This is a genomic window from Lysinibacillus sp. FSL K6-0232, from assembly GCF_038008325.1.
Taxonomy (GTDB): Bacteria; Bacillota; Bacilli; order Bacillales_A; family Planococcaceae; genus Lysinibacillus.
Map to the genome: position 1 here is coordinate 233,633 of NZ_JBBOYW010000001.1, position 24,398 is coordinate 258,030.

Here is a 24,398-nt window from a genome sequence, read left to right on the forward strand (position 1 = left end):
AAGCCTCTCACTGTTGCAGCTTTAGTTCTATGGTTAGTAGTAGATTCCGCTTTTTATAAATTTCCAATATAAACCTTTAGTGCCTGTGTGTCCCATACTTTCCTCTGCCTAAATAAGCTTATACAGTTTAGGGGATATCACTCTAATTGAATTATTTATCCTATTAATTTAGTGGATTCGGATACATCTCTAACATTCAGCAATAACTTTTACACCTTGTTCTCTCAATCATGGGGTGTTTTAACTTAAAATGATGAATGTATACATAAGTAGATCATTCTACCAATGGTATATTATAGGGGAATTTAACTAAAATTAATGATAGGGGCTATGTGCATTTTATGCATTTAAAGTGTATATACTGACAATCACACTGTTTTTTGCTTATAATAGGGGAGTCGGATTTGATTCTGAAAAGTAGCTACAAAGTGAGCGATTGCGATTGAAAAAATTATTATATATTGTATTTTTTATTGTTTTTATAGTCATTTTTTTGTACGTAAACAATCACTGGCTAGTCGTAAGTAAGCATGTATTCGAGTCAGAAAAAGTGCCTGCTAGCTTTGATGGGCTACGCATTGTACAGGTGTCGGATTTACATGATGCCCTCTTTGGTGACAATCAGCAGAAACTGATTGCTAAGGTTCAGGCTACAAATCCTGACTATATTTTTATCACAGGAGATGTGATAGATAGCAATCGCTACGATTTACAGCAAAGTTTACAGGCAGTAAAAGGACTAGTGGAAATAGCGGATGTTTATTATGTACTAGGCAACCATGAAGTAGCGACAAATAAGGTGAGTGAAATTTATGAGACGCTATCATCGTTAGGGGTACATATAATGCCCAACGAATCGACCGTATTAGAACGCAACGGGGAGCGTTTGGCGATTGTTGGCATTGAAGATCCGTTAATGGGAACATCAACAGAAGAGATGCTGGAGATAGCTACCACATATTTACCAGATGATATGTTAAAGCTATTGTTAGCGCATCGGCCTGAAATGTTTCGTACGTATGTAAATAATGGCATAGATTTAGTGTTTTCTGGACATGCGCATGGTGGGCAAGTCCGTATTCCAGGGCTTGGTGGACTTGTTGCCCCAGGGCAGGGGCTATTTCCAAAATATACGGCTGGCGTCTATGAAGAAGGTAGGACAAAGATGGTTGTTAGTCGCGGGTTAGGGAATAGCTCAGTGCCTTATCGCATTTTTAATTTACCAGAAATTATTGTAATGGATTTAAAGAAAAAGTAAGCACCGCGTAAAATCTACGCAGTGCTCAGACTGTAGACAAAAGCCATCGAGAGGTTCACTCTCGATGGCTTTTGTCATTTTTCTTCCTATTTCTTTTATAGATTTGGTTATATACAACCAAATCTAGCATACTCTTCGAGCATAGTTGCTCTCTTAAGCTACTTGCCACGTCCAAGTAGCCAGTTTCTTTAAATTAATGGCAGCAAAAGTAAGCATCGCCTGCATGGACAATTTTTTCAGACCTCTTAAGGTTGTCCATCGCATACCATGCTTTTCTTTTGCATCGGCAAAGACACGCTCAATCGTTTCTTTGCGCTTTGCATAAATTTGTTTGATGTCATAGGAATGGCGTAAATGTTCAGCTTCCTCCACATATGACTCCCAGATATGGCGTTGAATGAGTTTTTGATGATGCTTACTTTCTGTACATTGGGAAAGGTTTGGACACTTCGCACAAATCAAAGGATTCGATTTATATTGCCGATATCCTCCTTTCGTCGTTGTTGCATACTTCAATATCTGCCCTTGTGGGCAAAGATAACAATTATAATGCTCGTCATATATATACTCATGCTTTCGGAAGAATCCATCTTTCGTTTTAGGTCGTGTATACGGAAGAACAGGCAACATTTGATTCTCTAATAAAAAGTTCGTAATCGCTGGTGTTTTATAGGCTGCATCTGCCGCAACAGCGATTGGTTTTTGAACGTTTTGAATGACTCTTTCAACAAGTGGCTGCAATACATGGCTATCGTGCACATTTCCCGGAGTCACAATGGCACCTAAGACAAAGCCCTTTTCATCTGTCGCTGCATGAAAGGAATACGCAAACTGCTTCGTACGTTCATCCTTCACGTAATACCCACTTTCAGGATCTGTCGTGCTTTCCTTTATTTCTTTCCATTCTTCCTTTTCAAACTTCTCCGGGGGAAAGGGCTTTTTTCCGTGTTCTTCACGATCCATATTTAACTCTAATTGAAGTTTTTCTTCATAAGCCCGTGTTTCTTTTCGTACAACCTTTTTATCATACTTCCGTTTATTCGCACTCGCTTTCACATGCGTAGAATCGATAAATAAATGGTCTGCATGGAGGAGTCCTTGATGCATAATCTCTTTTAATATACGATAGAATATCTGCTCAAATATATCAGTGTCTTGAAAGCGACGGACATAATTTTTACCGAAGGTAGAGAAATGCGGGACTTCTGTATGGAAGCCAAATCCTAAAAACCAACGATACGCCATATTCGTTTCAATTTCTTTGATGGTTTGACGCATGGACCGTATACCAAAAACGTACTGAATAAACGTCATTTTAAAGAGAACAACAGGATCAATACTAGGGCGTCCTTTAGCAGAGTAGAGATTTTCTACTAAAGGATAGATAAATGAAAAATCAATAGCCGCCTCTAGTTTTCGCACTAAATGATCTTGGGGAACTAATTGATCAATCGTTAGCATTTCTAATTGTTCACGTTCATTGATTTGATTTTTTGTCATCATGGTTGATCACCTCGAAAGTGTACTTTTTATCAATAGATGAATAAGGAATTCTTTATGTAGAAGTTGATTGGAACGAAGGGTGGCGACTCCTGCGGGAAAAGCGGGAAAGTCGAGATCCTGGACTGAGCGAAGCGAGGGAAGCAGCTCGACCCCGCCCGCGGAAAGCGTCCGCCCGTAGTGGAAATCAACGGCTTTACTTTATTTTATTGTAAAAGAAAAAAGACTGTAGGCAAACTCAAAATTCATTGAGTTTGTCTACAGTCTGAGCACCGCGTAAAATCTACGCAGTGCTTACTTTTTCTTTACGCTCAGTTCGCTTCACAAGATAGATACTTATTTCATATAAAAGAATCATCGGTATTAAGACAAGTAGTTGACTGATAAAATCAGGTGGTGTAATAAGGGCAGAGCCTACTCCCATTGCAATATAAGACCAGCCCCGTATTTTTTTCATCGATTCAGCAGTGAGTGCACCAATTGCAGATAAAAATAGGGCAACAATCGGTAGCTCAAACAGTAAGCCGAGCGGCACGGTAGTCATTATTAAAAAATGCATATATTCACTGGCAGATACCATCACATTAAAATTAGCTGCTCCAATGCTTACTAAAAAGGAATAACTCAGCGGATTGACGATGAAGTAGCCGAAAAGAATTCCTCCCAAAAAAAGCACGAGCATAATCGGCGCATAGAAGCCTAAAAACCGACTTTCTTCTTCCTTTAAGCCGGGCTTTACAAAGCTCCATAAAAAATGTACAAGAAATGGCAGTGCAAGCCCAAATGCTAAAGTAGTAGAAATGGTCATATAAAACTTTACAACCTCCAGCGGACCTAAAATTACAAGCGAATGACCTCGTGTAATAAAAGGAAACCAAACATTAATGGTTGAAAAAACTACAATAAAAAATAATATAAATACGGTAAGCCCTTTGATAATTTGCTTGCGTAGCTCTGAAAGGTGCTCCAATAAGGAGTTTACAGGAAGCAGGGGCTCCTCTGCTTCCTGTTCCATCATCTCCGTTGGCACTTCCACAAATTCAGCCTCCTGCTTATCAAGAGGGCTTAAATATTTTCTGTGTCCATCTTCGTATGGGTCCATCGGCAAACCTCCTACGAAGCATCCGATTTTTTGTCAATCTTTTTCACCGAATCATCGTCCTCGTCATCCATAAGCCCTTTAGTAGACTTTTTAAATTCTGCAAAGGTTTTGCCAACTGCGCCACCGATTTCCGGTAATTTTTTAGGACCAAAAACAATTAAAACAATTACCAAAATAATGATTAATCCAGGTACACCAATTGCTCCAAGGCCTCCCATATGTCTTGCCTCCTTTTAAAAATTTTTATACTAAGGAACCGCCTGATTGACTATATTTAATAATGCCCTCTGCACAACGATAAGCGAGTGCACCTAAAGTACCTGTTGGATTGTACCCGCTATTATGCGCAAAGTTTCCAGCACTTACTGCAAAAAGATTATCAACATCCCAATGCTGTAGATAGTTATTTACAACACCCTCTTCTGGGGTTAAGCTCATCACAGTGCCCCCTGTATTATGGGTTGTTTGGTAAGGTACAATGTTGTAATCCGTAATCTCAGCATTTGGTACAACTGTTTTTGCACCCATTTCCTTCATAATCTCTGCCGCTCGTGCAGAAATATATTTATGAAGTGCGCGATCTTGGGCTGTAAAGTTATATGTGAGCTGCACCAATGGCAAGCCGTAAGCGTCTTTATAAACAGGGTCTAGTGATAAATAGTTCTCCTTATGAGGCATACATGCACCTTGCGCACCAATCCCGAATGAACGTGTATAGTAATAAATCGATTGCTTTTTAAATTCTGGTCCCCAAGTAGGTGTATCTGGAGGTGTTGGATTTGAGCCGATTGGTCGAGTACCCGTTTGTGTTAACGCAATATTTCCTCCATGAATAAAATCTAATTCACTATGGTCAAAATTATCGCCATTATAATCATCTATACACATACCTAAAGAGCCAGCGCCCATAAATGTATTGTATTGCTCATCGAAGAATCCAGCAGCACCAGGCAAGATTTGATAGCAATAATTTTTGCCAAGTGTGCCTTTACCAGTAGTAGGATCATATCTTTCACCGATATTCGAAACCATTAACAACTTAGCATTGTTAAAGACATAGCTCGTCAACACCACAACATTAGCAGGTTGAATAAATTCCTCACCTGATACGGTATCAATATATCGAACACCAGTCACCTTATTACCTTGCTTTAAAATTTCTACAACATTGGAATTAAAACGTAAATCAAAATTACCTGTCTTTAATGCAGTAGGGACAACCGTAATTTCTGCAGAAGATTTTGCACCATATTCACAGCCAAAACGCTCACAGAACCCACAATATTGACAAGCATTAATCGTTTCACCATCAGGATTTTTATAAACCTCTGATACATTGGCAGATGGAACCATATATGGCGTAAGCTTTAAGTTTTTAGCAGCCTTCTCAAACTGTGCAAGCATTGGCGTTTTTTTCATTGGCGGTGTTGGATATGGATTTGATCGCTTGCCAGCAAATGAATTTTTATCATCGCCTGAAATACCAGCCGTTTTCTCGAACTTATCAAAATAAGGTTCAAGTTGATCGTATGTTAGCCCCCAGTCTTGAAGGAGATAATCTGGTCCAAGCTTATTTGGCCCATAGCGTTTCTCTGTTAATGTTTTAATTTGAAAATCATAGGGCAAAAAGCGGTAAGTCATCCCATTCCAGTGTGTTCCTGAGCCACCTAGACCTTCACCGAGTAAGAAGGAACCTAGCTGACGCATTGGCAATGCCTTCATATTGCGGTCATTACGAAAGCTGACCGTTTCCTTGGATAGATTTTGCATTAAATCATAGCGAATCGCATAGCGGTATTCATCATGAACATTTAAATAATCCTCAGTGCCACGCTTTTGCCCTCGCTCTAAGCCAACAACCTTTAGACCTGCTTTGGCACATTCAGCAGCAATAATACCGCCTGTCCAGCCTACACCAACTGTTACAACATCTACACTTGGTAATGTTTTAGCCATATTCTAACCTCCTTAGTGATTGCCTAATGAATTAGGCTCAATTTTTTGAAATTTTGGATCCTCAATTTGTGTAATATAAGCCATTTGATGGCCAGGAAATTCCTTCATACGCCAGCCATCCATATTGCGATTGCCACCATACATAGGGTCAGCATATGCACCTTCTAAAGTAGCTGCACGTAATAACACAAAGAAAAATGCAGATGTTACGCCAACCATTTCTACCTCTCCCTTTTGAAAGGCTGTTAAAATTTCATCCATTTGTTTGCCCTCTAAATCATTAAAGCTTTTTTGATAACGCTTTTGAGCTTCATCCTCCATTTTTTGAATGCCCTGTCTAAAAATTTCTGCTCGTGTTAAGCGACTTTGATAGCCTTGTGTAGGGGCCCCCACATCAAAGGGACCTTGCATATACTCTTTAGAGTTACTGCCATACTGTCCTGCTAGCTGATGATCAATAAAGTAGGGAACATCCAACCCAATAGCACCCGGCCCTAAATCATCCTCTGGAAAAATGCGTTCTGTCGCATTGGATAAGATGCTAAAATCTCGTTCATTTCTAAAAAACATCTTAGCCTTTGGAGAGCCGGTAGCTTCATTTGTTGTACCATGTTCACCATGCTCTAAAGTAGAAGTTCCTTTACCATTGATGTTATAGCCTACTAGCCCACCTATTAATCCACCACCGACTAATGTACCAGCGGCAATACCTGTTGTTTTTAAAAAATCTCGACGCGAAACATTATTGTTATCTGTACTCATAGAAATTCTCCCCTCAAAATAGTTGAAGTTACTTCTATCTTTCATCATCAGCAAAAAATGCGAATTATAATCAATTTTTGTTGGAAAAGTATTCATTTCAGTGGAAAGTTTGTGATTTTATGTAGAAAAAAGAGGAAATAACGTAAAGCTACAGCCTATGAAAGGGGGAACCTGAAAAAGAAGCTGCTTTAGTGAGCAGCTTCTTTCTAGTGTAAATTAAGCATTTTGCATAGCTTCTAATAATTGTTCTTTAGTCATTGTACAGTCACCGCCACCTTGTATCATCTGGTCGTTTCCACCGCCTTTACCATTGATAAGTGGTAGTATCTTTTCAGCAATAACCTTCATGCTTTGTGTTACATTTTTACCTTTAGCTGCTACAAATTGTAGCTTGCTGTCATTTTGTGAAACGAGCAGGACGGTGCTATCTGCTTGCTGAGTTACAATCGTACGGGCAATTTTTTGCAGCTCCTGCATTGTCCGCTGATGAAAGGCAGCCGCTACAACAGTAGTATTTTGTTCAATAAGTGCTTGTGCTTCGTATTGTAGCAGCGATTCTTTAGCTGTTGCCAGCGCTTTTTCGGTATGCTTTTGGGCAGTCAGTATTTTAGTTAGCGCTGTTGCCGCTTCAATTTCAGGCACGCTTAATTGGCGTGCAACATCAGCTAATACTTTTTTTCGCATAGCAAGCTCATGTAAAACGCGCTGTCCACATACAAAGGAAATACGGACATTGCCTTTCATTTTTTCAGTGCCAAGAATTTTAAGAGCACTAACCTGTCCTGTAGAAGTTGGATGGGTTCCTCCACAGCCGTTGTAATCAAAATCAGGGATAATCACCAATCGAATATCTCCTAATACAGCTACTTCCTTTCGAAGCTGATAGGTGGTAAGTTCCTTTTCTGTCACCCATACTGTTTCAATTGGACGATTTTCTAAAATAATAGCGTTTGCTCTTGCTTCAGCTTCTGCCAATTGCTGCTCTGTCACCGCATCTATTGCAATATCAATAGTGACATGCTCACTTCCTAGATGAAAGGCGACCGTTTGTGCGCTGAATAGCTCAACAAAGGCAGCCGTTAAAATATGCTGTCCTGCATGCTGCTGCATATGGTCAAAGCGTCTTGTCCAATCTAACTTTCCATGTACAACACCATCTAAAGCAGTTAGCTTACCTTGCATATAATGACGAATTTCATCGTCTATTTTTTCAACATCTATTACTGGTACATTGTTTAAAGTGCCTGTATCATGTGGCTGACCTCCTCCAGTAGGATAGAATGCTGTATTTGATAATACAACATAATAACGATTAGCCTCATCTATTCCTGTACGAACAATGCTCGCATCAAATTCACGTAGCATCACATCTTGGTAATATAGTAGCTCCTTCAAGAAAAAGCCCCCTTTATATTAAATAACTGCCGTTTTATTGTTGCATAATTATTTGCAGGTGTATATGGCTTTTCTAGTTGACCCATGCTGAAATTGATTTAATATAAAAAGGAACAGCTAAAGATAAAGGAGTTAGTAGAATGGAGATTACACAATTTTCAATGGAAGAAATTTTAGACCCAACAAATATTATTGAAGGTAAACGTTTTGAATTTATTTTGGATGTAGAAGTTGACGAGGAAGATGAGCTTTACCATGAGGCAGGCATAGAGGTTCGTGTGCTAATTGCTGAAAAGGATGCGGAGCCATTTATTTTAAATTACTTTGTGATGGAAAAGGCAGAGGGTGAATATTTAGATTTAGCACTAGAGGATGATGAACTAGAAGAAATTTTAGCATTCTGTAAAGAGGAAATAGCTAAAGCATAAAGAGCAGGGCGTGTCTTCAAGTTATATGGGGATACGCTCTTTTTGTTGGAATTAAGGATTATGTAAGCTTGACGAAATATTTATGTAGTGTTGGAGCATTAAACTAAGTTTTAGCATTTATAAAAATGGGGAATTTATATAAAGAGGTGTTAAAATGTTCACGTACACACAATCTATTTTTACGGCATTTTTTATAACGATTATTTTATCATTTATTCTTTTTGTACCATGGCTTATTTATACGTATCGCAAATATGGCTATTTATCTGTATCGAAAACCATTATTATGTTTTCCTTTATTTTTTATTTTTTATCCGCGCTTTGCTTAGTATTATTACCATTCCCATCTACAAGAGATACTTGCTCACTCCAGTCAGCAGATACGGTTCATGCAAACTTACGACCTTTTCAATTTATTGATGATATTTTAAAGGATAGTGGAGTGGTGATAACAAATCCATCCACATGGCTTGCCCTTACAAAACAGCAAGCCTTTTTCCAAGCTTTTTTTAATTTCTTACTATTGATGCCATTTGGCGTTTATTTACGGTATTTTCTACAGGAAAGAAAATACTGGAAGCGAGCCTTGCTATTAAGCTTTTTGTTAACATTGTTTTATGAGGTAACACAGGGAACAGGTATTTATGGCATTTTTAATTGTGCGTACCGTATTTTTGATGTTGATGATTTATTCTTAAACAGTGTAGGCGCACTAATAGGCTTCTTGCTAGCCCCTATTGTCTGGGCACTATTCCCTTCACATCAGGATGTGGAGGCAAAGGCTGCCGAAATAGAAAAAAATAATGTTGTGAAGCCACTTTCTATTTTGCTGGCATTGGTGATTGATTTATTGCTAGCACATATTATCTGGCTGATTATTGGAGCATTTACAGGGTATAGTGGTATATTCGAATTGCTAGTGAAAATTATTTTATACATGCTGTTCTTTGGATGTGTGCCAAGTGTGATGAATGGTGCTACATTAGGTATGAAGTTTATGCGTTTTACCATGGTCAATAAAAATGGTAAAAGTGTAAGACGACAATCATGGCGTCGCTGTATAGCTATTATTGCCACGACATGTTTAGTAGAGGCAATTACAACGATTGGCAGTATTCAATTAAATATGGATTCGCCATTCTATATTTTACAAATTGCTTTTTCTCTATTAGCGTTTTTGGCAAAGCTGACTCTGACAATTATTATCATAATTCATGTTATACGTGTGATTGTCAGTGGAGGAAAGCGTCGTTTCTACGTGGATCAATATGCAGATTTAATCGCAACAAGGAAAAAATAAGGGGGTTTGTAGCATGAAATACGTCATCATTGGAGGAGATGCTGCAGGGATGTCTGCGGCAATGGAAATCTATCGTAATGTACCAGAAGCAGCTATAACGACTTTAGAACGTGGCTTTATTTATTCGTATGGGCAATGTGGGTTGCCCTATGTGGTGGATGGACGTATTTCATCAACCAAACGCCTAATTGCTAGAGATGTCGAAACTTTTCGTGATAAGTACGGCATTGATGCGCGAGTTGGCTATGAGGTAGAGCATGTAGATAGTGATAAGCAGCTTGTTACAGGTACTAAGGCAACAGGAGAATCCTTTGAAATCCCTTACGATAAGCTCCTAATTGCAACAGGGGCAGACCCAGTAATACCTATTAAAAGGGGAATAGATTTAGAGGGTATTCATACAGTGAAAACAATTCCTCAGCTTGAGGATTTGCTGGCGGATTTAACGCCTACTATTGAGCAGGTAACCATTATAGGTGGTGGCTATATTGGGTTGGAAATGGCAGAAACCATTCATGCTTGTGGAAAAAAGGTAAGACTTATTCAACGAGGAAGCCATGTGGCAAGAATTTTGGATGAGGAGCTTGCACAGCATGTGCATGAGGAAGCAAAAAAGCATGATGTAGAGCTGCTTGTTAATACAAGTGTCGAAGCCTTTGAAGGTGGTCAACGAGTTGAACGTGTTATTACAGATAACGGTGTATTTAGCACAGATTTAGTAATTGTTGCGTCAGGTATTCGTCCAAATACAAAGTTTTTACAGGATACAGATATAGCACTTGCTAAAAATGGCGCTATTATTGTTAATCGTCATTTAGAAACATCCATTGAAAATATTTATGCAGCAGGCGATTGTGCTACACATTTTAATATTGTAAAAGAACGTTTAGACTATGTGCCTTTGGGAACAACCGCTAATAAGCAAGGTCGTCTAGCAGGCTTGAATATGTCTGGCAAATTTGCGCCATTTAGAGGAATTGCTGGCACATCTATTTTAAAGTTTTTTAATTTAACAATTGCTACAACAGGTATAAATGAACGCAAGGCAAAAGAGCTTGGCTTTGATTACGAAGCACATAAATTATCAGCACGTCATATTGCAGGTTATTATCCAGGCGCACAGCGTATCTATATGAAAGTTATTGTACGCAAGCGCGATCAGCTACTATTAGGGGCGCAAATTGTTGGACCAGCAGGTGTTGATAAACGTATCGATGTTTTTGCTACTGCCTTATATAGTAAAATGACATTACCTGATTTATTGGACTTAGATTTAGCCTATGCACCGCCATTCAATGGTGTATGGGACCCATTACAGCAACTAGCAAGACTAAATGGACGTAATTAAGGAGGTAACAATGAGCATTTACGATATACAAGTAACGTTAGAGGATGGTACGGTTTACAGCTTAGAGCGTTATAAAGGACAAGCCATGCTAATTGTAAATACAGCTTCTAAATGTGGCTTTACACCGCAATTTAAGGAGTTGGAGGAGCTTTACAAGCAATATCAGGAGCAAGGTCTTGTTGTGCTAGGATTTCCATCCAATCAGTTTAAACAGGAGCTAGCAACTGCTGAGGAGGCGGCAACACAATGTCGAAGAACATATGGTGTTACATTTCCAATGCATGATATTGTTGATGTAAACGGCAAGGAGGCACATCCTCTTTTTGACTATCTTACAGCACATTCTAAAGGCTTTTTAGGCAATAGCATTAAATGGAACTTTACAAAATTTCTTGTGAATTGTGATGGTGAGGTAGTTGGACGCTACGCATCAAAGGATAAACCGAGTAGCTTTGAGGATGATATTAAACAAGTTTTAGCATAATAAATTAGAAGGATTCATGCACAGTTTTGTGTATGAGTCTTTTTTTGGTTAACAAATCTTAAAAGTTGGTCCATAAAATGCGAAGTTTGGTCAATAACAGATGATTTAAGGTTAATGTAAGCTTGTGACAAATTTGCTGTAAGTTTGGGCTCGTATACTAAAGTCAGAAAGAAGAGGTGAGCGTATATGAAGCCATTATTAAAGGTACAAAACGTTGAAAAAACTTACGGAAAATTTACTGCGCTATCAAATATCTCATTTGAAGTAGCAAAAGGAGAGTTCGTTGGTGTAATGGGTCCTTCTGGGGCTGGGAAATCTACGCTTCTCAATGTATTAGCTACAATTGATACGCCAACAACAGGTGAGATTATTATTGATCAGACAAACCTAGCACAGATGAAGGATGCACAATTAGCAGATTTCCGACGTGATAATTTAGGATTTATTTTTCAGGACTACAATCTGCTTGATTCATTAACAGTACGAGAAAATATTGTGTTACCACTAGCCATTGCAAAGATGCCAACAAAGGATATTAACGCAAGGGTGGAGCAAATTGCTTCATTATTTGGCATTAGTGACTTACTTGATAAATACCCCTACCAAATTTCAGGGGGACAAAAGCAGCGGACAGCCTCATCACGAGCGCTTGTTACGGAGCCAAAATTAATTTTTGCTGATGAACCTACTGGTGCGCTTGATTCGAAATCGGCAACAGATTTACTAGAAAGCTTAAGTGATTTAAACAGCTCCCAGAGAGCAACCATTATGATGGTTACCCATGATGCTTTCGCGGCTAGCTTCTGTCAGCGCATACTATTTATTCAGGATGGAGAGCTTTCGAAGGAAATTCATCGTGGCACTTTAACAAGAAAGCAATTTTTCCAGGAAATCTTACAGGTGCTAGCTAGCATCGGAGGTGGAGTAAATGACGTTATTTAGTTTAGCGCGTAAAAATATTCAGCGTAATTTATCGAATTACTTTTTATATATTGCCTCAATGGTATTTAGCATCGTTATTTACTTTACATTTGTCACACTAAAATATAACGATGACCTTGCAGCGTTAAAGCAATCCTCACAGCAAATTAAAGGATTGATGGGCGCTTCATCCATTGTGCTCTTATTCTTTATTGTCATTTTTATGGCTTATTCAAATTCATTTTTTATGAAAAAGCGAAAAAAGGAAGTAGCGCTATATTCTTTACTAGGCGTGCGCAAGCAGAAAATTGGCTTAATGCTCTTTTTTGAGAATTTAGTAATTGGGCTTGTTTCTTTAGTATTTGGTATTGTTTTAGGTTTCTTTTTATCGCAAGGCTTATTAATGATTTTAGTGCGCTTAATGGGCTATGAAATTGTTGGAAGTCTAACATTTTCAATGGATGCCCTTATGAATACAGCAAGTATTTTCGCACTGCTTTTTTTATTAACATCGTTACAAGGATATCGTGTTATTTATCAATTTAAGCTTATTGATTTATTTCATGCAGAAAAGCAAGGGGAGCAAATCCCTCGTGCATCTTTGATAGCTGCACTTCTGGGAGCGGCGCTTATAGCATTTGCCTACTATACATCTGCCTCTGATATCTTTTCAAGTGGAATTTGGAAATTTTTCACCTTCCTAGGCACACCGATGTTAGTAATTGGCATAACAATTGTAGGAACCTATCTTTTATTCCATAGTGTTAGTGTGTTTATATTAACAGCCTTGAAGAATGCAACGTCATGGTCTTGGAGGGGCTTAAATTTAATAGGAGTTTCGCAGCTCCTGTATCGCATTAGAGCAAATGCAAAATCATTGTCAATTATCGCTATTTTAAGTGCTACAACGATTACAGCAGGTGGTGGTGTCTTTGGTATGTACTACAATGCTGAAGTGTCAGTACGCCAAATGCTACCAAATACCTTTATGTGGAAAGGCGATACAGTAGAATTTTCTCAAGAAAATGTTATGTATCATGAATCACTAACTGTAAAAAATTTACGTGTTGATAATGAATTCGCATTATTTGAGTATACATTACTGAATGAAACTGACTATAACCGTTTAGCGCAATTACAAGGAAAGGATCAAGAGCTACACATTGCTACTGGCTCAACTGTCCTACTTGATGCAACCTTTGACGAACGTTTTTCATATGATTTCACAGGTGAGAACTTTAAGTTGGCGAATGGAGAGTCCTTCTATGTCGATAAAATGCTGACAGAAAGTGTCCTAAACTTTATACCAGCAGGCACTGTACTCGTTGTAAATGATCAGGACTTTGCTGCTACTAATGCGGAAGCTGTGACAATGCAAGTTGTTGGCATGGACAATGATTTACAGCAGCAGGAAACTTCACAGGACATTTACAAGCAATTATCAAGTGAGCAGCAAGAAGGTTTTTCTAGTGTGCCACAAAGCTATCAGGACAGCTTGGCTACAGTTGGCGCATTATTATTTGTAGGAAGCTTTTTAGGGCTAGTATTCCTAGCAGCAACTGGCAGTATTATTTATTTTAAAATTTTAACGGAAGCAGAGGAAGATCGGGCGAAATATGCCATTTTAAATAAAATAGGTGTGAATAGTAAGCAAAGATTAAAAACAGTAGCAGGGCAGGTAGCAGTTATTTTTAGTACACCGCTTATTGCTGGTATTATGCATAGTGCCTTTGCATTAATAGCATTTTCACAATTGTTCAATATGAATATTACAAAGCCCGTATTATTATGGATGCTTGCATATTCAGCCATTTACTTTATTTATTATATCTTTACAGTACGTTCATTCTACAAAATTGTAAGGCAGGAGAATTAATATGAAAAAAGCATTTTTAGGAATCGGTGCATTACTGATGCTATTTATTGCAGGCTTAATTATACTAATGACGGTAGATTTTAATCGTTTAAATAAAGATGCATACTATGTTCAAATTACAGTAGATGGAGAGGCAGAGGAATACAAGGCGGATAATGGTGAAATTTTTACAACGTATTGGTACGAGCTGCCTGCCTATAACGATAAGGGAGAAGAGAAAACATTAAAGTTTTCAGCTCAAAAAAACTTACGTCAGGATGCCTACCTACAGCTTTATGTAAAAAAAGAGGCAGAGGTCACTTCCTACGATGAAGTCCAATTCAATGAATTACCTGTGAAGGTGCAGGAGCAACTAAAATAGCAGGCAGTATTAAGGTAGAGATCACCATCTCTGCCTTTTTCGATAGAAAAATTTGGTGATTTATATATGGAGATATTGTTATAATATACATGATAATGTAATTTGAAAATGGGGGGATGAAGATGAAAAAGGAAAGCAAGCTACTGCTATTTATTTTAACAATAAGCATTGCAACGATTCTTATCATTCCTGTTTCTGTAAACTTTATTGCTCAATCTAACAATAGCCATCAAATGATTACGCTACATGGCATAGATATTGCAAGAGGTACATATTCGGGTAGCCAATTTTTCGATAAATATAGAGTATCCAAAAGAAATGGTGAAATGCTTAACTTTTGGATTAAAAATACGGGAAAGACAGGTATTAAAATTACAATAGATGAAAAGAGTGGTGCGATTTTTCAACCGGGGGAACAAGGGCATATTTCTACTTCTGTTGGGTTCTTTGCTAAAACCTATGAATTTAAAGCCACCTCTTTACAAAGTGGCGAAAATATACGGATGGAATATGGACTTAGTCAAAGATAATAACGGTTGACTATAAAATTATCCAAAGGCATAGTCAAGCAGACATTTAAAGTGAAGCTCTTCCACTTGCTTATTCGTAGTTATATTGAAATATGGGGGGAAATTGAATGAAAAGAATAATAGGAATTTTTCTAGGAATAGCGATACTATTAGTAGTATCAGACCTTCTTCAAGGAATTATGCTAACGATACTCTATGATCCAGTAGGGTCAGAGAATATTTATGAAGCTGCATGGATTGTAAAGTATAGTTTAACTGCGGCTATTCTTACTATTATGATTGTGCCAGTCATGAAATTTTATAGCCACATCACTAAAAAAGATGTACCCATAAATTAGAATGATGCCAACCTTCATTACCCAAATAATGTGAGTAATGAAGGCCAAATCTGAATAGTTGAAGAGCATGCAGGACAGTCAATCTTGCCTGCTAAATAGGGCAAATGGCGGATAAGTTTATCTTCGCCAATCGCCTCTGCTTGCTCTAGCAATATTTTTTGTTCTATATTTGTAAATTTTGTTGAGGGAATAATAGTGTGAATCTTTTGCTCCTCATTAAATACAGGGTCTTGTGTAAATGCCTGTATGCATGTATCATCCTCATTCGGCCATAAATACATCTCCTGTTTACATTTTGGACAGGTAATAATGTATTCATCTCCCATTGTAAATGTCATAAGCATATTTGCCACTTTGTATAATCCTTGATAGGTAGCATTAGCACTGAGGATGTAGCGCTTTTCCACATGATCCTCTAAAGTAAGCGCTGCATAAGCAAGTATTTCTGGTTCTAGTAATGCGATCTTACGTATAGCCTTTAGATATTCATTGTAAATATCTGCACAGGTTGATGCTCCGATCTGTTCAGCTAAGTCCATCCAAGTTGCAGGAAATGGAGCTGCATCATTTTGATCGCGGCTTGCTTCAATAATACCGCATGTAATAAATAGCTCACATTGCACTTTAAGATCTTTTGTTGAACGGGCAATGTGTACTAAATAAGGAACAGCAGCATAAGTAACCGTGTAAATGGTGTTTTGATGAAACAAGTATTCTTGAAAAAGTTCATCAGCCATTTCTTGACTGTACTCCTGCGTCAACTGCTGTAAGAGTGCAGGTACATCTGCCCCAGAACCATATGGTCCCATTAATTTGCTCCACACATCGCTTGTCCATTCAAGCATCGTAATTGCCCCCTATACAATAAATTCTGCTACGCCCGTTCCTTTTTTAGATAAATGCTTACAGTTGTCCCTTTTTGTACTTCGGAGGTGATAGTTACTGTTCCTCCATGTGCCTCAATAATATCTCTAGCAATAGCTGTGCCTAAGCCAGTGCCAGCCGTTTGCTCGGTATTTGTGCCTCGATAGTAACGTTCAAAAATATGCTCCAAATCCCCAGCAGCAATTCCTTTCCCAGTATCAGCAATTGTAATCGAATCCTCGTCAACCATTACTCGAACAGTTACATCTGGTGTATTATGAAGCAGCGCATTGTGTAAAAAATTGATAATCGCTCGACGCATAAAATGCTCGTCAATATAATATTCGATATTGTCAGAAGCGGCCTCAAAGTCAATATTCGCCAGCTCAAATTGTGGTGAATTTAAAGTATCAATAACAATCTCACGAACAAATGGTACAAGATTGACCTTATTAAATGTTAGTGGAAGCTGTTGATGTCTGAGTCGCATTGTTAAATTAAGATCATCCAATAACTCCTGCATATGCAATGCTTGTCTTTCAATAATTTTTGTATACTCGGCTTGTTCACTAGGTGTTAATGGACTATCATTTAAGAGTTCTGCATAGCCTCGAATGGAAGCGAGTGGTGTTTTCATATCATGTGATACATTACTAATCCATTCCTCACGCATCATTTCTAGCCTTTTTCTCTCCTGCTCATGGATAGCTAATTCTTGTGATACTTCATCTAAATTATCAAAAACAGGCTTATAGACCCCACTAGGTATTTTAATAGGGGTATACTTATGATTTTTTAAGTAATGAATACGTTCAATCATAGCATACAGTGGCTTTGTTAATGTACGACCAAAGAGCCAGCCTACTAATGCTGCGATCAATAAATCGACAATGATAATAAGAAGCCCAAATTTACTAATAAACTGTAGTGTGGACGAGCCAGAAATATGCATAATTAATCGAGAAATACCACTACCCTTAATGCCAATAAGATAACTTAGTTCATCCTTTGTTCCTACATAAACCGTTGTTTCCGCATCAAATTCTTTATATTTATACACTTGAATAATATCGATGGGTGCGTAGTGCGTAAGGGCATCATCTGGTGCAAAATAGTCTTCAAGCACCTGTCCATTTTTATCAAGCAATTGAATCCATGCATTTCGCTGATGCAATTCCTGAAGCCCTTCTTGATTAATGGTTGCTGCGTCACTATCAATATACTGCTGAAAATCACGAACAAACTGTTCCTCTGAATAGGAGGACACCTCATAATTATGAAGCTGTTGAAGCATAAAAAAGCCTATAAAAATAATGGAGTTAATGATAATAACAATAAAAACAATGGAAAGCACGGATAGAAGAAAACGAGCGGTGAGTTTCCATTTCATCCTTGTGCCTCTTTCGGTATAACCAATTTATAGCCAAGCCCCTTAACCGTTGTAATATATATAGGCTTTGAAGCATCCTGCTCAATTTTTTCGCGCAAACGTCGAATATGCACCATTACCGTATTATCAGAACCGAAAAAATCCTCGCCCCATACACGCTCAAATAGTGTTTCTTTACTTAAAATGCGATTCGGATTGCGCATAAAACATGCCATTAAGCCAATTTCCTTCGCTGTTAACTCCAATAAAATACCATCCTTCTGTACCTCGGTTGCATCGGCATTAAGCTGAAATGGTCCAACCTGAAGTGCCTTCTCAGAAATACTTGGCACAGCTTCTTGCATTTGATAACCAGCTCTTCGTAATTGTGCCTTAACGCGGTAGGCAACCTCTTTAGGACTAAAAGGCTTTGTAATATAATCGTCGCCACCAATAGCTAGCCCTACAATTTTATCAATTTCTTCCGCTTTAGCAGACATAAAGAGCACAGGTACATGTGATACCTCTCGAATTCGTCTACATAAATCATAGCCCTCACCATCTGGTAGCATCACATCAAGCAGCACAATATCAGGCTTTATTTGCTGAAAGCTTATCCAGGCATCCTGTATAGTGCCTGCTGTAGTAATTTGTTGATAGCCTTCTTTTTGAAGACTAACTTTTAGCAGATTGGCTAAATCAGCCTCATCCTCTACAATTAAAATAGTTGGCTCTTGCATATGCGCACACTCCTTTTTTTATTATTATAAATGAAATATGGAGGAAAGCGGTGGATAGAAGAGTGAAAGTGACGGATAGAAAGCTTAAAGTGGTGGATAGAACTCAAAAAGTGACGGATTGAGCCAAAAATCATCAAAAAATTTCTTGAGAAAGGAAACTTTTAGTGATATAAAAGCGTACAAAGAGTAATCATGAATTAGGAGGAATGAAGATGTTTAAAAAAATGGCAGCAGAAGCACTTGGACTTTCAGATATTGGAGTAGTTGTTCCAAAAGAGGATTATGATAAAACAGATGCAGATGATTTTATTTTGCATGAAATTGATGAGAAAATTTATTTTTTAATTAAAACAAAAGCAGATGAGTATTGCTTTACAAATCGCGCCATTATTCATGTAGATGGTGAAAGCGCAATGAGCAAAAAGCGCTTACTACGTCGCTATGATTATTCAATGTACACAATTACAGATGTTTTTCTCGAAACAGCAGGAACAATTGATCTTGATGTCGAAATTAAGTTTACAATAGGCAATACGCCATTATCCATTGATATTCATAAACGCTTTATTGACGAAATTAAAGATTTATATAAAGCATTGCATGCAATCAGCTATGAGCAAAAGCAAAATGCCTATAAGCTAGAGGTAGCAGAAAGAAGCCTAAATATCGCATCTTCATCTCTTGGGCGCATTGGCAATAACAATATTACACCAGCATCATCGTTCAAGGAAGTTACGCGCTTTGCAAATGATTGGATGATTGACCATAAAAGTAAATACAACAAAGAAGATTTCGCACATATTTTTAATTTATATATAAATAATTAATGAAAATAGCTCTCTGCATATTGTAGGGAGCATTTTTAACATATAGCTCTATACATAAAAATTCAAACGGGGAGTGTGAAGAAAAATGACAAGTGAGTGGCATGTACTAGAAAAAGAAGAACTAGAAGGTGATAATGCTGTTCATCAGCCACAAGCTGTGGAAACATTGTTTGTAAATGAGTTTATTAACGGTATTTTAGACCCCTCGCAACAAATGCTAGGACCTGTGAAAAATGGAGGAACCATCATTGCTAATACAACACCTGGATGCTGGGGGCCTATGCTAACACCAACTATTCGTGGTGGACATGAGGTGACAAAACCTGTTTTTGTAGAAGGTGCTGAGGTAGGAGATGCTATTGTTATTAGCATTAAATCTATACAGGTAACATCATTGGCAACCTCATCTGGTCATGATGAGGCAATCATAGAGCGATTTATTGGTGATCCATTTGTTTCTGTAAAATGCCCAGGCTGTGGTAGGCTGCATCCAAGCACAGTTATTAAAGGTATTGGAAGACAGGCAATTCGCTGTGCTACATGTGATACAGAAACAGCACCGTTTAAAATGACAAATGGCTATACAATGGCACTCGACCATAAGGGACATATTGGCGTGACTGTTGGGCGAGAGGGAGCACGACGCATTGCTCTTGATGCGAAAGGTTATATGAGAACACCTGAAAATTCGGTACAAAACCCTGTTGTTACATTAGCACCTAGCGATTTAGTCGGTGTGATGGCAAGAATGCGCCCATTTTTAGGTCAGCTTGGCACAACGCCTTCAAAGGCAATGCCTGATTCTCATAATGCAGGAGATTTTGGCTCGTCTTTAATTGGTGCACCACACGAATATGCCTTTACACAAGAAGAATTGGATAAACATCGTACAGACGGACATATGGATATTAGTAGAGTTCGCGAGGGGGCAACTATTATTTGTCCAGTAAAGGTTCCCGGCGGTGGTGTTTATATTGGTGATATGCATGCTATGCAGGGGGATGGTGAGATTGCAGGGCATACAACAGATGTAGCTGGGATTGTGCAGCTACAGGTGAGTGTCTTGAAAAAGGTGCCATTAGAAGGACCAATTTTATTGCCTAATGAAGAAGATTTACCTTATACAGCAAGACCTTTTACAAAAGAAGAAAAACGCCGTGCACGTGAACTAGCAGAGGAATTTGGCGTAAAACAGGTTGAGGAGGCATTTCCTGTATCTGTGGTAGGCTCAGGGAAGACGCTAAATGAGGCAACGGATAATGCAATCCAGCGAGCCGCTAAGCTATTCGATATGAGCGAGCCTGAAGTATTAAATCGTACAACTATTACAGGCTCTATTGAAATCGGTCGTCATCCAGGTGTTGTAACAGCAACATTACAAGTGCCAAAAGCAATATTGAAAAAGGTTCGTATATTAAAGACAGTGAAAAAGCAATACGATTAAAATTAAAGTATAGTAAATTTATCTGAATTTTAAAAATCACATTGAATTCTCTAGCTGTGTTGGTATAATAGTTTAAAAATTGAATGTTTATAGTAAGGTTGGTGACAAATGGCAGAGTCTATTCATGTACAACACAAGCTAGAGAAAAAGAATACTATAAAGCCTTTTATTGCAAAAATGCGAGGGGGAGGACAAGCTCCTTCGCGTACAAACTTCGCTGATGCTTTTACAGGAGCACTAGGCGGCTTAATATGTATTTTTGTTTTATTATGGCTAACAAATTATACAAATGCACCATGGCTAATGGCATCGCTTGGTGGGAGCTGTGTGCTTGTTTTCGTTGTTTGGAATGCACCATTATCTCAGCCACGCAATATTATTGGCGGTCATGTTATTTCTGCATTTATTGGTTTATCGATGTATTCTTTACTAGGATCAAATATGCTGTCCATCAGCCTTGGTGTTGGATTAACGATATTTTTTATGGCATTTTTAGGTACAATTCATCCGCCAGCAGGTGCTAATCCCATTATTATTATTTTAGGCGGCTATAGCTGGGGCTATCTTATTATGCCTGTACTGATTGGTGCTGTTATTATCGTGCTTTTTGGGCTGTTAATTAATAATTTGCGAGATACAAGAAAATATCCACTATTTTGGTAATAAAGCTTTTCCATCTATAAAGTGCTTAACTTTATGGATGGATTTTTTCTGTTTGCAACTTATGTATATCATAATTTTTTCGCATATGTTAGAAAAGATTTGTTATATTGAAGAAAGATAAACATTATTTGTATTGGTTAAATTTGATGGGAGGCTCCAATTGTATGTTGTTGGACTGTGATGAACAATTATTCATGGCATATAAACAAAGTAGTCAAAAGGGTGCAGAAAAATTACTTGCTACATGGCTAAAGGAAACGCCTAGTCTACAGGAAAATCCTCAAATATTAGGTCATTCACTCTCACCGCAGCTATTTTTAGTAAATGAAGAAGCTGCTAAAAATATTGCCTTTTCCACAGCACGTAAATATTGGGGTCGTATATCCACAGAAATGCAATTATTGTTTGAGCAATATGGCTTTGATGCAAAATTTGTGAATGAACGACTTAATGCATTTTTTTATACACAAAAAGGAAAAGAAACATTTTTTGAGCAGCTTTTTGCCCAGCATACTATAGATTTAGAACGAGTGATTTGGCTTATTTTTGGGAAACGCCTGCAAATAACGATGCCAGTGAATGAACTACAAACGATGTTTTTATATAAATTTCAGGATAAATATTTAGTGCATATGATGTACCAAGAAGATGCACCGTTCTGGCATTGGCTTTTTGCAAAAAAAGTTTATTCACTACTTATCCACAGACCTTTAGAACAATTCACATTTCTTTATGAAATAATGGGTCATTTTGAGCAATCTATTAAAGAAAATTGTGAACATGTGGATAACTTTGTGAATAACTATAAAGTGATACTGGATAAGTGTATAACCTATGTGGATAAGCATAATCCCTCTTGTTTAGTGAAAAAACAGCTACGACTGTATCAAATTGTAACCCATTATTGCTTAACAGAAGGGGATTTTGATAGGGTGAAAGCGTTAATTACTTCTTTTGAAATGGATTGGCGCTACTCGATGTATGCATTAACGGAGAAGGAAAAGGTATTAATTGCTTATATTTTATTGCATATTGCAAATAAAGAACAGCAAAGTGCGGCTGTTATACGCTATGGTGAGTATTTATTAGAGGATGAGCGCTTAAATAATTATGCGGTAGAAATATTATTGGAGTATAAGGAGCTGTTGCCGAATCGTAAGCCAACTCCACCTGCTATTATTAAAAATTATCAGCTTAATTATTTAGAAAATCTATATGCAGTATTACTTGATCATTATATAAAAATGGGACGTTATGAAGATGGCTTACTGCTGTTAAAGGAGCATGTATTAGCATCCAATAAAAAAATTCATGCTTCATTAGTACAAAAAAATTATAGTAAAGAGCAATTTATTACCATCGAGGCATATGTGCAGCAGGATATTGCTTTACATGTGAATAACTCGCTACAACATATTGGCTTATCTGTGGAGGAATGGCGGCAACATTATCGTCACAAGGAAGCACCCTATTATGCTGTTGCACAAAGCGCATCATTACATATGCTAAATATTTTACGTATATTGTTTGTTACGGAGCATTTTGAGCTTTTTGAAAAATTAATGGAAATTTATAAAAAATATTTGCTGATTGATGATCACTTTGAAAATCTTCGTTTATTTATTAGTGCATATGTTGAATAGCAAAAGGGCCATCGTGATTTTTCGATAGCCCTTTGCTATGTTATTCTAAAACGCCCTTTTCTGTTAAAGCTTTAATTTGCTCGTCATTATAGCCTAAAGCATGTAGCACTTCTTCATTATGTTCACCAAGCTTAGCACCAACATGTTTATATTCAGGACGTGCGCTACTAAATTTAAAGGGAGAAGCAATTTGTTTTTGCGTTGTTCCATCGTGCTTTGGAATATCTATGATCATTTCCCTAGCCTTGAACTGTGGATGCTCACATGCCTCTGGAAATGTCAGGACAGGCTCTACACACCCTTCAAAGTCCTCATTAAAAACCTCTAGCCATTCATCATATGTCTTGGACAAGAATGCATCCTGTACGGCCTCTTTAAAACGAATTTGTGTATAGTAGGAATCATTAAAAGTATTATCAATGAGCTCAGGAATATCAAGTGCTTCACAGAGTAGCTTTCGAAATTGAGGCTCTAAGCTACCAACAGAGAAAAAGCGACCATCCTTTGTTTTGTAAAAATCATAGTAGCTGCCACCATTTAAAATTTCTTGCTCAGGCTGTGGTACACGCCCACCACCAATATAGGCAGCCCCATACATGGCATTTAATGAAAAAACAGCATCCGTCATACTAATATCAACAAATTGACCTTCACCTGTTTTTTCACGATGAAGTGCAGCCGCGAGCACACCGATGGCAGCATGCATTGTGCCACCTGCAATATCTGCTAGCTGAAGCCCCATGGAAACAGGTTTTTTATCCTTATGACGTGAATAATCTAGCAATCCTGATAATGATAGATAATTATTATCATGTCCCGGTCGGTGGCTATATGGACCTGTTTGTCCATAGCCTGTAATTGCACAATAAATAACTTTTGGATTGATTTCTTTTAGTGCTTCATAGCCGATTCCTAGTCGTTGCATAACTCCTGGTCGAAAACCTTCAATAATAATGTCATACTCTTGTACAAGCGAGTTTACAATTTCTATCGCTTCTGGTGATTTTAAATTTAAAGTAATGGATTTTTTGGATCGATTTAAGTGTTGATGGATATACGCCTCATGATCATTATCATAGGGAGGCATAATACGCATTAAATCAACACGCTTTGAAGATTCAACATGAATAACATCCGCTCCTAAATCAGCAAATATCATTGTTGCCATTGGTCCTGGTAGTAATGCAGAAAAATCGAGAATTTTTAACCCCTTTAAAATACCCAAATCTTTCAACCCCTTTTTGTGTAGGCTACAGACTATCCATAGGATGACAGCGTAGCGCTTTTCC

At 37.9% G+C, this 24,398-nt stretch carries 24 protein-coding genes; 14 read left to right on the forward strand and 10 right to left on the reverse strand.

Annotated features, from left to right (window positions below; translation table 11 throughout):
• Positions 1-442 precede the first annotated feature (442 nt).
• Positions 443-1,258, forward strand: coding sequence for a metallophosphoesterase (locus MHB42_RS01145; RefSeq protein ID WP_340803923.1), 816 nt, complete (start codon positions 443-445; stop codon positions 1,256-1,258).
• Positions 1,259-1,411: 153 nt separating this feature from the next.
• Here MHB42_RS01145 and MHB42_RS01150 read toward each other — a convergent pair whose 3' ends face one another.
• The 6 genes from MHB42_RS01150 to MHB42_RS01175 all read right to left on the reverse strand — a co-directional run bounded on the left by MHB42_RS01150 (position 1,412) and on the right by MHB42_RS01175 (position 7,973).
• Entirely contained in the window at positions 1,412-2,761 is a 1,350-nt protein-coding gene (locus MHB42_RS01150; protein WP_340803925.1) for an IS1182 family transposase, read from the reverse strand.
• 280 nt (positions 2,762-3,041) lie between these two features.
• Entirely contained in the window at positions 3,042-3,860 is an 819-nt protein-coding gene (gene tatC / locus MHB42_RS01155) for a twin-arginine translocase subunit TatC (RefSeq protein WP_340803926.1), read from the reverse strand.
• A gap of 11 nt (positions 3,861-3,871) precedes the next feature.
• Positions 3,872-4,078 carry a twin-arginine translocase TatA/TatE family subunit gene (tatA, locus tag MHB42_RS01160; RefSeq protein WP_340803927.1) on the reverse strand — a complete coding sequence of 69 codons (207 nt, stop codon included), beginning with the start codon at positions 4,076-4,078 and terminating at the stop codon, positions 3,872-3,874.
• A 25-nt stretch (positions 4,079-4,103) separates the two neighbouring features.
• The gene (locus tag MHB42_RS01165) at positions 4,104-5,816 is read right to left on the reverse strand and encodes a GMC family oxidoreductase (protein WP_340803928.1); all 1,713 of its coding nucleotides are present in this window, start codon (positions 5,814-5,816) and stop codon (positions 4,104-4,106) included.
• Positions 5,817-5,828: 12 nt separating this feature from the next.
• A complete protein-coding gene (locus MHB42_RS01170; protein WP_340803929.1) occupies positions 5,829-6,578 on the reverse strand; it encodes a gluconate 2-dehydrogenase subunit 3 family protein in 750 nt (249 codons plus the stop codon).
• 216 nt (positions 6,579-6,794) lie between these two features.
• Positions 6,795-7,973 (reverse strand): alanyl-tRNA editing protein, encoded by a 1,179-nt coding sequence (locus MHB42_RS01175; RefSeq protein ID WP_340803930.1) that lies wholly within the window; start codon positions 7,971-7,973, stop codon positions 6,795-6,797.
• A gap of 140 nt (positions 7,974-8,113) precedes the next feature.
• Between MHB42_RS01175 and MHB42_RS01180 the strand changes: the two genes are divergently transcribed.
• From MHB42_RS01180 to MHB42_RS01220, 9 genes are all read left to right on the forward strand, one after another.
• Positions 8,114-8,401, forward strand: a complete 288-nt coding sequence (locus MHB42_RS01180; protein ID WP_340803931.1) for a DUF6509 family protein — start codon at positions 8,114-8,116, stop codon at positions 8,399-8,401.
• Between the two features lie 154 nt (positions 8,402-8,555).
• Positions 8,556-9,701, forward strand: a complete 1,146-nt coding sequence (locus MHB42_RS01185) for a VanZ family protein (protein ID WP_340803933.1) — start codon at positions 8,556-8,558, stop codon at positions 9,699-9,701.
• 13 nt (positions 9,702-9,714) lie between these two features.
• Positions 9,715-11,049 (forward strand): FAD-dependent oxidoreductase, encoded by a 1,335-nt coding sequence (locus MHB42_RS01190; protein ID WP_340803934.1) that lies wholly within the window; start codon positions 9,715-9,717, stop codon positions 11,047-11,049.
• Positions 11,050-11,059: 10 nt separating this feature from the next.
• Entirely contained in the window at positions 11,060-11,533 is a 474-nt protein-coding gene (locus MHB42_RS01195) for a glutathione peroxidase (protein ID WP_340808502.1), read from the forward strand.
• 186 nt (positions 11,534-11,719) lie between these two features.
• Complete coding sequence (locus MHB42_RS01200; RefSeq protein WP_340803935.1) at positions 11,720-12,475, forward strand: ABC transporter ATP-binding protein; 756 nt, start codon at positions 11,720-11,722, stop codon at positions 12,473-12,475.
• Positions 12,462-14,330: an ABC transporter permease gene (locus tag MHB42_RS01205; RefSeq protein WP_340803936.1), complete on the forward strand. Its 1,869-nt coding sequence runs from the start codon at positions 12,462-12,464 to the stop codon at positions 14,328-14,330. Before MHB42_RS01200 ends, MHB42_RS01205 begins: the two co-directional genes overlap by 14 nt.
• 1 nt (position 14,331) lies before the next feature.
• The gene (locus tag MHB42_RS01210) at positions 14,332-14,691 is read left to right on the forward strand and encodes a YxeA family protein (protein WP_340803937.1); all 360 of its coding nucleotides are present in this window, start codon (positions 14,332-14,334) and stop codon (positions 14,689-14,691) included.
• Positions 14,692-14,813: 122 nt separating this feature from the next.
• The gene (locus tag MHB42_RS01215; protein ID WP_340803938.1) at positions 14,814-15,221 is read left to right on the forward strand and encodes a hypothetical protein; all 408 of its coding nucleotides are present in this window, start codon (positions 14,814-14,816) and stop codon (positions 15,219-15,221) included.
• A gap of 107 nt (positions 15,222-15,328) precedes the next feature.
• On the forward strand, positions 15,329-15,559 hold the full coding sequence (locus MHB42_RS01220; RefSeq protein ID WP_340803939.1) for a hypothetical protein: 231 nt from the start codon (positions 15,329-15,331) through the stop codon (positions 15,557-15,559).
• A gap of 17 nt (positions 15,560-15,576) precedes the next feature.
• Here the strand turns inward: MHB42_RS01220 and MHB42_RS01225 are convergent, their stop codons facing one another.
• The 3 genes from MHB42_RS01225 to MHB42_RS01235 are packed head-to-tail and all read right to left on the reverse strand — an operon-like array spanning position 15,577 to position 18,532.
• A complete protein-coding gene (locus MHB42_RS01225) occupies positions 15,577-16,404 on the reverse strand; it encodes a hypothetical protein (RefSeq protein ID WP_340803940.1) in 828 nt (275 codons plus the stop codon).
• 29 nt (positions 16,405-16,433) lie between these two features.
• Positions 16,434-17,813: a sensor histidine kinase gene (locus MHB42_RS01230; RefSeq protein ID WP_340803942.1), complete on the reverse strand. Its 1,380-nt coding sequence runs from the start codon at positions 17,811-17,813 to the stop codon at positions 16,434-16,436.
• Entirely contained in the window at positions 17,810-18,532 is a 723-nt protein-coding gene (locus MHB42_RS01235) for a response regulator transcription factor (RefSeq protein WP_340803943.1), read from the reverse strand. The genes MHB42_RS01230 and MHB42_RS01235 overlap by 4 nt, the downstream gene beginning before the upstream one ends.
• 212 nt (positions 18,533-18,744) lie before the next feature.
• Between MHB42_RS01235 and MHB42_RS01240 the strand changes: the two genes are divergently transcribed.
• The 4 genes from MHB42_RS01240 (at position 18,745) to MHB42_RS01255 (ending at position 23,109) form a co-directional block, all read left to right on the forward strand.
• Positions 18,745-19,359, forward strand: coding sequence for a PH domain-containing protein (locus MHB42_RS01240; protein WP_340803944.1), 615 nt, complete (start codon positions 18,745-18,747; stop codon positions 19,357-19,359).
• A gap of 85 nt (positions 19,360-19,444) precedes the next feature.
• On the forward strand, positions 19,445-20,803 hold the full coding sequence (locus MHB42_RS01245; protein WP_340803945.1) for an acetamidase/formamidase family protein: 1,359 nt from the start codon (positions 19,445-19,447) through the stop codon (positions 20,801-20,803).
• A 108-nt stretch (positions 20,804-20,911) separates the two neighbouring features.
• A complete protein-coding gene (locus tag MHB42_RS01250) occupies positions 20,912-21,466 on the forward strand; it encodes an HPP family protein (RefSeq protein WP_340803947.1) in 555 nt (184 codons plus the stop codon).
• A gap of 164 nt (positions 21,467-21,630) precedes the next feature.
• Positions 21,631-23,109, forward strand: a complete 1,479-nt coding sequence (locus MHB42_RS01255; protein ID WP_340803948.1) for a hypothetical protein — start codon at positions 21,631-21,633, stop codon at positions 23,107-23,109.
• A gap of 40 nt (positions 23,110-23,149) precedes the next feature.
• On the opposite strand, the gene MHB42_RS01260 is transcribed toward MHB42_RS01255, so the two are convergent.
• Positions 23,150-24,334, reverse strand: a complete 1,185-nt coding sequence (locus tag MHB42_RS01260) for a CaiB/BaiF CoA transferase family protein (protein WP_340803949.1) — start codon at positions 24,332-24,334, stop codon at positions 23,150-23,152.
• Positions 24,335-24,398: the final 64 nt, after the last annotated feature.